Raw genomic sequence first — 11620 nt, 5'->3', positions numbered from 1 at the left:
GAGAAACAGTGAAACGTGGCAGACAGAAAGGAAAGACTGGAGAGAGAAAAAAACAAACATCATTACCTAACTAAGTATTCTTTGCTTGTTCTTAGTGCGCTGCTTGTCTTAATGTTGGTTCTCTGGCAGCCTGCGGTATTTACCACGGATGGTGGAGAGGTGTTTGTTGAATCTGTTCATGATGTTGTAGGTGTCGCCCAAGAGTTTCTTAATTTGCTGCTCATTAACTCTGAAAATCTCCGTGGGCTTGCAGGGGAGGGTGGACCAGTGATAACTTCTGTAACTTGTGCTTACCCTGCTGAAGGTGATTGGGTAGTTAATGACGAACAAACATGTATTGACGTGGGAATAACGTTGAATGGTAACCTGACCATTGAAGAAGGAGGAAAGCTTACCTTAACATGGGTACGCCTGCGTGTAAATGCCAGCAGTGACGGTGAGTATGGCATTCGGGTAAAAAATGGTGGAAGTTTGACCATTAATGGCAGTGAAGAAAATCCTTCAATAATAGACAACAACGGAAATGCCCACTACACCTTTGTCGTAGAAGAGGGGTCTTTTTTTGTCATGAAACTGTCTGAAATGCATCATGCGGGGTATCAGGCTACTGAAGAGAAGTGGGGTCTTGACATCTATGCTGATAACACTGAAGTTATTGGTAATAATTTATCCAACAATTATTATGGAGTCGTTTTTCATTCGAGTAATAATATTGTAAAGGACAATGATGTAATCTCAAGCAGCGGTGGAAACGGGATACGGCTCACTGATGGCGCTTCCTCCAATCTCGTTGAGAACAACACGATTATGGGGAGTTTTGGTCATGGCATTCGGTTAATCGGTGCAATAAATAATAGTCTTCGTAACAATAGAATAAAGGACAATGGTCAAAATGGCGTTCTTGTCCATTCAGGTTCAATGAATAATGTACTTGTTGGAAATGTAATAGACAGTAATTCATGGAAGGGCCTTGAGCTAGGAAGTCCTAATAATACGATTGTTTCAACAGTGGTGAGTAACTCATACGAAGAGATTAAACAAACCGAGGGGCCCAACAAGCTCGTTAATGTAACATTCTCAACAGCAGTCGTGAGCGGAGGAGAACTTCTCGTTCAGTGGTTTCTTGAGGTAAATGTTACTGATGGGCAGGAGACCATGCCGAATGTTCTTGTCGAAGGGTATCAAGAAAACGGCTCTCTTGAATTCTTTGAAGAAAGTGGTGTAGAACCAAGAATCTTTCAGTTTAATGTAACCGACCGAGTCATCAATCAGCAGGGAAGACAAGAATACAATAATTATACTCTCCAAGCAAAAGAAACTGGTTCGCAAGCATCGCTTTACGCCATGGAAATAGTCAATATCAGCAACAACACGTACATCGAACTTAGCTTGGCTGAAGCGCCACTCATTGATATTGTCTATCCTGAACAAGATACCGTGCTTTCAAACGGAACCACAGAGACATGGATAAACATAACCACAGACAAAGTTGCAGCGTGTAGGTATTCTTTTACCGATCAAAACTTTGATTTTGATAGAGGAACTGTCTTTGATAAGACAAATAATCTGAAACATTCGTTATTAAGGAGTGGATTACAAGACAATAATAACTATGTCCAGTATTACAAGTGTAAGGATCTAGCGGCAGGTGGAATCACCCCTCTTGGAATTGAGCATCGTTTCAGCATAGATCATGAAAGGACACCACCAGCAACAGTCACGAATCTCCAGAGTACAGCACAAGGAGCTACATGGATTACCTGGAACTGGACAAATCCAACTGATGAAGACTTTAATCAGACAAAAATATACGTTAATGGTATTTATAAATACGACCTTGGGAAGGAAATAGAGAGTGTAAATGTAACGGGGTTGGAATATTATACACTCTACACTCTAAGAGTAGAAACCGTTGATCTCTTTGGAAATGTCAATGATACCAATGTTACTGATACAAATCAAACAAGAAAACCAGAAGTAACCGAGGGCATCTGTGATTCACCACAAAATGGAGAGTGGAGAATAACAACAACAACGATTACCTGTAAGGATAGAGAGATTACACTCAACGGCAACCTCATTATTGACTCTTTTGGAAATCTTACGCTCAAGAATATCACATTAAAGATGAATGTAAGTTCATTTCATGGGCAGTATCGGATTGAAGTAATGCAAAATGCCGCATTATATGTATTTGGTAAAGAGGGATCTCCATCGGTCATAACGCATGGTGATAAGGAGTTCTACTATGATTTCAGAGTGAAGGAAGGATCTACATTTGAAATGACAGACACAATAGTTTCCTATGTAGGTGACCCTATTTATGGGGGATGGGGATCCGATGGAATACTCATTTCCACAACAGTAACCAACTTTAAGAACAATGTGATACAGAACAATGATTATGGCCTGTATATAGATTCAGATAATAATCAGATCGAAAATATTACTATTTTAAACAGTTTAGAGTATGGTCTATATTTGTATAAGAGTCACAATAACAATCTCACAGGACTAAATATCTACAATGCAAGCAAGCAGTATGGATTATATGCCTATTACTCTGACAATAATACCATTGTAGATTCAAAGATACAACTAACCAACAAATCTGGTTTATACTTTACCTCCTCAAAAAAAAATAAAGTTATTTCGAGCAATGTAAACTCTTCCTTAAGTAGTTATGATATTGATCTCCGGTATTCAAATAGCACAATCATAGACACCACCTATTCAAAGATTTATTCTGCTTCCTCAAATCTCTCAGTACAATGGTATGCCAACATAGTGGTAAAGGATTCAGATCAAGAGCCTATTGCAGATGCAGTAGTCTCTTTTAGTGACAAATTAGGAAGATTAATTTACCAGGGAACAACAAATCAGTCAGGAAAAATACCACGACAGCTGGTAACAGAGTTTGAGGAGGTGACGGGAAGAGGAAGGACTTATTATACACCCCATAGTATAAATGCAAGCAAAGAAGGGTATGGAAATACATCAAGAAGTTATCATATCAATAGTTCTAAGCAGATTATTGTGTACTTACCCACAACAGAAGATCTAGAACCACCAGCAACAGTCACGAATCTCCACAGCCCAGTACAGGGCTATACCTGGATTACCTGGAACTGGACAAATCCAATCGATGAAGACTTTGATCAGACGATTATCTCTCTTGATGGAACCTGGAAACAGAATCTTTCTAGAGATATAAATGGAACAGAGATACAAGGATTAAAGCCAAACGCTCCCTATACCCTGAGCATAAAAACAATGGATCTCTATGGGAGTATCAATGAAACTTCGGTCTATGACACGAATAAAACGCTTCCTCCGCTGGTTGGTGAATGTGGAGTACCTATGGGGTTTAGCTGGTATGTTCGGAATGGAGAAACTATACTCTGTGAAGATGCAACTATTACCCTTAATGGCAACCTGACCGTTGAAGCAGGCGGCAATCTCACCTTACGTAACACCACCATTCGAATGAACGCTACGTATAATGGTGAATATAGCATAAGGGTAGAAACAAATGGTACACTCATCATTGAAGGAGAGGATGGATATCCCTCTCGAATTATGAAAGAAGATCAGAGTAACTATTATTATATTGTTGTAGAAGAAGGATCATTCTTTGAAATGGAAGGGAGCAAGATTTCAGATGCAGGATATACTTCTGGTAGTAAATCTGGTTTAGCTATCTACACGACCGTATCACGATTCAAGAACAATGTGCTGACAAACAATTTCTACGGATTCGATCTTCAATCGAGTAATAATCAGATGAGAAACCTTACTATCAGAGATAGTCGTTACTATGGAACTTTGATAGAGTCGCGTAATAATACGTTCCTACAGATGTATGTTGAGAATTCCAGTTATGCTGGTATCTTTTTGGATTATGCATGGAACAACTCAATTAGAGAATCGAGCTCCATAGGGAGTAGACTTGGAAGAGGATTATATATGTTTGGCTCTGACGATAATCATATTGAAGATTCTAATTTCAGTGGAAACTCCCAAAGTGGAATGCTTATACAGAGTTCAGATAATAATCTTATCACAAGATCCACTTTCAGTAATAATAAGGAGTCTGGGATAGAAACTACTGCATCATCAATTAAAGAGAACACCTTTCTGAACAATGATCTGTACAACAACACAAAGTATAACCTTAAAAATAACCAAGCAAACGATGTTCAGGCAGAGTACAATTGGTGGGGAACAAGAGATCCAGCAGAGATTGCTGCCTCTATCTATGACGCTGAAGACAATTCGTCAAAAGGAAAAGTCTCTTTCGACCCATTCTTACGATCTAGCTTTCACACCATAAATATATCATCCATTGAATGCCAGCATGACGGCTTCTGGGGCTTATGTGAGCGTCTGGAATTTGGCCAAAAAATAACATCAGTCAGGGCAAAATGTACCTCTACAGAGGGAACGGTTGTAAATGTTTCATTTACCTTACGAAATCTTAATGATAACAAAACATTCTTTGATGCAACGACCACCGTAGTTGAGGGAGGATATTGGACGTATAATCATGATGATGTAGTGATTGAAGATTCAGGCGAGTGGAATCTTGATGTTGCATGTGCTGATGATAATGACAATAAAGGCAAGTATGAATCCTTTTGGTCTCTTCCGTTTGGTCACCTAGAACCTTATTTAATCAGTATGAATAACCCTACACCTGCTGCCCAGAACGAAACATTCATGTTTTCTGCAGGAGTGAAATGTATCGGTGGTGAATGTGGGAATGTTACAGCAACACTTGATCCCTTTCGTGGAGTGGAGGGTGAATTTGAAGAAGAGGATAGGGATTATCAAGGTTATGGGATGATGGATGATGGTCGTTATGGAGTGATGTTCATTTTAATCCTTTCCTTGCCCCTCATAGGCGTACTCCTGATAATGATCGGGTACCGTAGAGAGAAGAACAGAGTGAAAACGAGTGTAGGGTTGCTTTTGATAGGTTCCCTTGTTCTCATTGCAGGCTGCATACAATTTGAGGAGGTCAGACAACCGACTACGGCGGCCATGAATCAGATCATTCACTCTTATGTCGATGTTTATATTAACGACCAATGGGAAGATAGAGGCGAATTCGGGATTAAAGTTCCCTTACAATGGACTGTTCTCAATGCAAATTATACCGGAGACTTTCAAGGAACCATGGTCTATGATCCAGCACTCGTGAAAGAAGTAGATACAGCATATCCACCTGAAGAGGGATATTACTGGTGGGCTGGAAAAAGTAATCCAGAATCTCCGAGTGGTGATGAAAGAGTGGAATTGAACGTAGAGATCCGCGTAGGAAATATCTCAGGTGATTATTTCATTGACTATGTAGTAGGAACCTCTGAAGACTCTTGGGAAGACTACTGGAACGACGAACCAATCACTGTTACTAATGAACAAGCAAAGGGGATTATTCCCATGAACCGTGGAGCGCCTTTCTACACAACTGATCAGAATCCACTACTCCCTGAAAATCAAGCATGCCTTCAAGGCATGAAAGACGGAGATACCTGCGAACAAAGATGGGTTGTCAATGCTACCGGAGAAATAGGCACCAAGTGGAGATTCTTTGTGACCTATGATGCCCTTGATTATGATGAAGTGGGATCCATAGATAGTGAGAGCATTAGTGTTAACATTGTTGACCCAAGACTACAGGACTCAGAACCTCCGGTTATAACTCTACTTTCTCCTGGAGACCGTTTTATTGAACTGCTGCACAATACAATCTCCTTTGAATATCAAGTGCATGATGAGGGATCAACCATAGATCATTGCACTTTACAGATTAACAACACGAATACCTCTAGCTATGCTGTTGAAGAAGATGTTAGCCAAACCATCACGGCAACAGTAGTCAATGGTGTCCACACCTGGAAAATAGAATGCCGTGATCTTGTGGGGAATAAAGGTATCTCAGAAACAAGAATACTTAATGTTTCAGTTAAAAATAATCCACCGACTATTGTTTGGTATTTCCCTCAAAAAACGACGGTAGACCTTAACGAATCAAATGGAAGCATTAGTCAGATATTTACAATAAGTGTGGAAGATTATGAAGGCGAGGAAGTCTTTGTTACCTGGTATCTGGATGATAATTTACTACAGTCATCATCACATCAGGCCACCATTACTTCCCAGTACACACTCATAACGAATTGGTCAAGTGCAGGGGATCATGTCCTCAACGTAACAGTTGACGATGGCGATGATAGCCATACAGTCAGCCAAACATGGACGGTCATTATCAACGAAATTGATGATGACGCTGATGGTGACACCATCCCTGACCGGGGAGATCTCGATGATGATAATGACGGTATTAATGACACAAATGACCCATTGACCGGTGATGCAGGCTTTGTTCATACTAATTTTGAAGATTTGGTTATTTATGTAAATGGATCAGACAATCTCACTAAAAACGTTAGTGGAAACTTTTTAACAGAGTTCTATGACAATACTACTAGGTACACTGCTTTTATGTGGAACTACACCACCGAAAAAAAATTAGAACTGCAGAACGTTTCACTTTTCAGAGAGGGAACTGAGGACACCAATGGGTATATTCTCCTCTCAGGAATTGAACTTCCGTCAGGAATCACGAAAAACATGACCCTTAGACAAATAAACACCAGCTTGAATAGGATTTGTGTTCATGACGAGCCGGTTAATGATGTTAGTCAGATCAGCAGGGCTTGTGAGCTTCCAAATGAGTACTTTGTGATCTGTGATGGCACCGCGCAGCATAGCTACAGCTGCAGTGTAGAGGGGGGTTATTACAAAGTCACCGGTCTCCTGCACTCAGGTATACGAGAACAGATTAACTGTACGGCCAATTGGACAGCTTGGGGTGAATGGTCTGATTGTGTAGACGGGCAAAAAACAAGAAAAAAATTCGATCTCAGTAACTGCTACCTTGATCAAAGAGAGGTAGAATCCTGTGGAAACAATAATGAAGGTGGTGGTGGTGGCGGTGGTGGAGGAGGTGGTGGTGGAGGCGCCCCTCTAAAACAAGCCAACTGTACAGAATCATGGAGCTGCACAACTTGGTCAAATAACGAACAGGATTGCGGCACGAGAACCTGTGGGGACGTGAACAACTGCAACACAACAGAACAAAAACCGCCTGTGGAAAAAACCTGCCCGGATTCAACGTGTACAGATGGCATCCAAAATGGTGATGAAGAAGGCATTGACTGCGGGGGTTCGTGCCCTGTGTGCCAGCCAGGACAAGCAGGGGTGAATCAGTCAGTGGATTTAGGAGAAATAACAATTAATCAGAGCTTAGATGGAAACATTACACAGATTGAGGATCTCGAAAGAGGAGGTGCACTCTGGAGTATCATTGTAGTAATCATAATCCTGTTGGGGATAGGAGGGATTGGCATAAAGTATGCTGTCAGAAAGTATAATGAGACAAGACAGAAAGAAATAAAGGGAGTTAATGAGGGGAAGCCACCTCTTGTGATGAACACAAACCCGAGGGAAAATAACGAGTATAGTAACCAAAAGAATGTCTTATCACCAGCGATTCCTTTGCAACAGCCTAACAAACTAGACCTACAGAAAAACGAAGTATCAGCGATCACAGAACTCAAGAGATTGTATGACGACGCACCTCCTCCACCTCCTCGAGCGTAAAGTTACCAATGCTAGCTCTTAAAAAAACTTTCCCAAAAGTAGCATTACCAAGGATATGTGCTGTGATAAAGATGGAACCTTTTATTGTGACAATAAAGCAGAGCTCTCCTACTGCCCAAAACCACCAAAATAAGTTTTTTGGATTAAGAGTTCAAGAGAATCCGCGATTTAGAGTTCCAGAAGTGTGGTTGGTTTTTCTCTATGCGTCATGGTAAGCATTATCTTGAGATCGTTTCGCTTTGCCAAAGCAGATTGAAAGGTTGTGAGAACCAGTTCTGGAGTGTTATTGACAAGACTTAAATGTGCCAAGAAAATGTGCCTCAAGGTTGGTGTTGCGTGTTGGAGCACAAGATTAGCCGATGTTGCATTCGAGAGATGTCCATACTCACCTAAAATCCGTTGTTTCAGATGATAAGGGTAAGGACCAGTGAGGAGCATTTCCTCATCATGGTTTGCTTCTAAAACTAGTCCATGAGCCTTGGCAATCAGATCCTTAATCTGCCCATCGGCATTTCCTAAATCGGTAATGATCCCAAGAATCTTATCCTGCTGCTGGACCATAAAGCAACAAGGATCAGAAGCATCGTGGAGAATTTCTAAAGGCGTTATCTGAAGATCACCAATCGAAAATTGATCTTTATGAAAAAAGCTGCAGTGATCAATAACCCCTAAGGAACAAGGTAATGCACGATGTGTTTTTTTTCTGACAAAAACAGATGCACCCGAACGAGAGAGTACAGGAAGGCCGCGTACATGATCGATGTGTTCATGAGAAACAACAATGGCATCAATTGAGGCGAGGGACTTTCCTAGGAGAGAAAGCCGCTGCTTAACCTGACGTGCAGAGATCCCTGCATCAAAAAGTACGCTTGTTTTCCCTGTTGAGACATAGGTACAGTTTCCGCTACTACCACTGGCTAGAACTGCTATTTCCATGAATCCCTCTTTTTGAAATACTAAAATAATTTTGGTTATGTTCCTTATCGTCGTTTTTATTCGTTATCTTTTCAATTCTCTACCTTCATTAAATGATCACGAAGCTGTTCAAAGGATCGCTTTCTGAAGAGATTAACATCGTTTTCTTTCCGTAATTCTCCATAGGTTTCGGTTTTTCCTTTGGGAATAAAAATAGGATCTTGTCCCCATCCTTTTTTTCCACGAATTTCTAAAGCGACTTTTCCTTCTTCAATACCTAAAAAGGAAACAGGTTTTCCTCCCGGAATACAATAGCCAATGGCCGATTGATAAGAACAAAGACGCTCATCGCCATCCCTAAATTCCATGAGTTTCAAGATGCCTTCATTGCCAATGCGCTGAAAAACATACTTGGTACATGTACCTGGAAAACCATTGAAGGCATGTATAAAAAACCCAGAATCCTCAACAACAACCGGAATGTGTAGTGTTTCAGCAAGCTGCTTTGCTGCAAGAACAACAATTTCACAGGGATCATCAGATCGAAGCTCTGGATATTCTACCTTGATATGGGTTAAGTGAATTTCCGGCTCAAGAATACGCTTTGCTTCTTGTACTTTATGGTCATTACTCGTCACAAAGTTGATGTGCATTTGGCAGAGTGAAAGTAAGAAGTTTATTATAGTTTCGATTTCAATGATTCCAATTCGAAACGTTACGTTGGTAATAACTCAGTAGACAAACGATACTATCTTCCGAAGATCTTTTTCTTCGATAATCACCTCAGCAATACGCTTTAGCTCCTCAGATTGACAATTAAACGCAATGCTTCTTCCTGCTAACTGGGCAATATGGAGATCATTGTAGTTATCCCCGACAAAGATCGTTTGGGTAAGAGGGATATGCTCTTTTTCTGCAATCATTTTCAGGCCAGTTGCTTTATGTTCCATATCAAAGGGTGTGGTAACAATACGGTCAATCTTTCCCGTAGCATCAAAATAAACATGATTAATGAGGACGACATCAAAGATTTCCTCATAGTCGGGAAGTAAATGTTCCAGCACAATCTGTAAGCTTCCTGAAATAACCGCAAGCTTAAAACCTTGTTGTTTGAGGTAGGCTAAGGTTTCCCTTGCCCCCTGCATAAGACGAAGAGGGGCAAATGCTTTAATCATCTCCTGGCGAGTCACGTTACGCTCTTTAAACAACTCTAAATCATGCTGAGCCCATGCATCGTACGTAATTTTTTTTGCATAAAAGCGATCCATGGCATCTTTCCTTCGATGATGGTCAGTTTGAAAACAGTCATGGAGCGTCTGCCAGATATAGGTTGTTTTATCAACAATAGTACCATCAAGATCAAAACAGATGAGTTTATACGTCTTATTTTGTGGTCTATTTCGGTGCACAACGCCCATACTCTCAAGAAAAGGGCATACCTTTAAATACTTGTTCCCCCTCTGTTTATGGTAGAATTTTAAAATGGAATCTTTCGTAAGCAAGGCTTTCATGATCCTTCTGCTTGTTGCCTTGTCTGCATTCTTCTCGGCATCCGAGACTGCACTTATCTCCTTAAGTAAATTTCGGGTGAGATTTCTTTATGAGAACAAGAAGCAGGGCATCCTCTATGTGAGGAAATTAAAAGAGTTTCCGCATCGCATGTTTATCACCATTCTTATTGGTAATAATATAACTGCCATTACCGCATCAGCATTGGCAACATCCTTAGCTTATGATCTCTTAGGTCACATTGAGGTAGGTCTTGTTGCGGGTATCATGACTATTTTGATTCTTGTTTTTGGAGATATCACCCCGAAAACATTAGCCCATCGTTATAATGAGTCCATTGCCTTACGAGTAGCTCCGATTATTTGGCATCTCAGTATCCTTTTTACGCCCGTCATTACGTTATGGGAAGTTATTGAGAAACTAGTAGCTACTGAAGGAAAAAAACCATTTATTACTGAAGAAGAGTTAAAAACAATCATCAAAGAAGGAGGTAAAGAAGGTACTATTAAAGAGGCGGAAATGATCCATCGTATCTTTGCCTTGGATGACATTAGTGTCAAAGAGGTGATGATCCCTAAAAGTGAAATTATTGCCGTGGACGAGAATGAGCGGCTTCTGCAAGTGGTTAAGCTGTTTACTGAAACCGGGCATGCACAATTTCCCGTGTATAGCCAAGAGATAGACACCATAAAAGGAATTGTCTTTGTGAAAGATGTACTCACGGAAAAAGATCATAATCTGCCGGTGACAAGAATCATGAGAAAGCCTTATGTTGTTGCTGAAACAGAAAAACTTGACCAGCTTCTGAAACAATTTCAAAAACGTAAGAGAAACATAGCTTTTGTGAACAATGATCAGGGCAATATTGTAGGGATCATTACGAATAAAGATATTATTCAGGAAATCGTTGGTGAAATGATCGATGAGACTGAACACAAAGAACCAGATATACATAAGATTGGATCCCGAACCTGGCGCATTTTAGGAAAAGCAGAGATCCAAACTATCAATCAAGCGTTGAGCCTTGCACTTCAGGGAGAGGAGCATACCACCTTTGGGGCATATGTTCAGGCAAAGCTCGGAAGAATACCAAAAACCGGTGAAGATATCGATATAGATGGCCTATCGGTAAAGATCCTCAGCGTTGATGATCTTCATATAACCCGAATCGTCGTAAGAAAAAAGAGCGTATGAGGATCTCAAACAGGGATTTAAGAAGCTCCATCCAAAAATTCGCTACCGCTGCTAGCAGCTTCAAAATTCTTGACCGGTGATGTGAAAGGGCTATGTTCCCGTAGGGAGCCACCCCTCATAACGCCCGTGATCATGTATGGAATTGAATTTTGACTTGGGGTTGCTAGCCCTTTTTCTGGATGGAGCTGATTTGAGTGAATAATTCGGTAATTAGTTGTCGCTTCTGCAGTATATAGGTTATTTTTAAACTTTATAAATGAGACACCCCTTCACATAGTTTTTCAGTTTGTCAACTAATATTCAAATTGTGAGGTATTCTATCGTCAACAAAAGC

General features: G+C 40.6%; 5 protein-coding genes. 2 read left to right on the top strand and 3 right to left on the bottom strand.

Translation table 11 applies throughout. The features are described from left to right. Nucleotides 1-15 precede the first annotated feature (15 nt). The gene (locus HYW21_07540; protein MBI2549175.1) at nucleotides 16-7668 is read left to right on the top strand and encodes a right-handed parallel beta-helix repeat-containing protein; all 7653 of its coding nucleotides are present in this window, start codon (nucleotides 16-18) and stop codon (nucleotides 7666-7668) included. A gap of 168 nt (nucleotides 7669-7836) precedes the next feature. On the opposite strand, the gene HYW21_07535 is transcribed toward HYW21_07540, so the two are convergent. The 3 genes from HYW21_07535 to HYW21_07525 all read right to left on the bottom strand — a co-directional run bounded on the left by HYW21_07535 (nucleotide 7837) and on the right by HYW21_07525 (nucleotide 10001). Then, nucleotides 7837-8604: an MBL fold metallo-hydrolase gene (locus HYW21_07535; GenBank protein ID MBI2549174.1), complete on the bottom strand. Its 768-nt coding sequence runs from the start codon at nucleotides 8602-8604 to the stop codon at nucleotides 7837-7839. 71 nt (nucleotides 8605-8675) lie between these two features. Then, nucleotides 8676-9236 carry a non-canonical purine NTP pyrophosphatase gene (locus HYW21_07530; protein MBI2549173.1) on the bottom strand — a complete coding sequence of 187 codons (561 nt, stop codon included), beginning with the start codon at nucleotides 9234-9236 and terminating at the stop codon, nucleotides 8676-8678. Nucleotides 9237-9314: 78 nt separating this feature from the next. Beyond that, on the bottom strand, nucleotides 9315-10001 hold the full coding sequence (locus HYW21_07525) for an HAD family phosphatase (GenBank protein MBI2549172.1): 687 nt from the start codon (nucleotides 9999-10001) through the stop codon (nucleotides 9315-9317). Between the two features lie 91 nt (nucleotides 10002-10092). On the opposite strand from HYW21_07525, the gene HYW21_07520 reads away from it, so the two are divergent. After that, complete coding sequence (locus HYW21_07520; protein ID MBI2549171.1) at nucleotides 10093-11286, top strand: HlyC/CorC family transporter; 1194 nt, start codon at nucleotides 10093-10095, stop codon at nucleotides 11284-11286. Nucleotides 11287-11620 lie beyond the last annotated feature (334 nt).

The organism is Candidatus Woesearchaeota archaeon, assembly GCA_016187565.1.
Taxonomy (GTDB): domain Archaea; phylum Nanobdellota; class Nanobdellia; order Woesearchaeales; family JACPJR01; genus JACPJR01.
The sequence above is the reverse complement of the archived record's forward strand: the minus strand, read 5'-3'. Positions and strand labels throughout refer to the sequence as shown.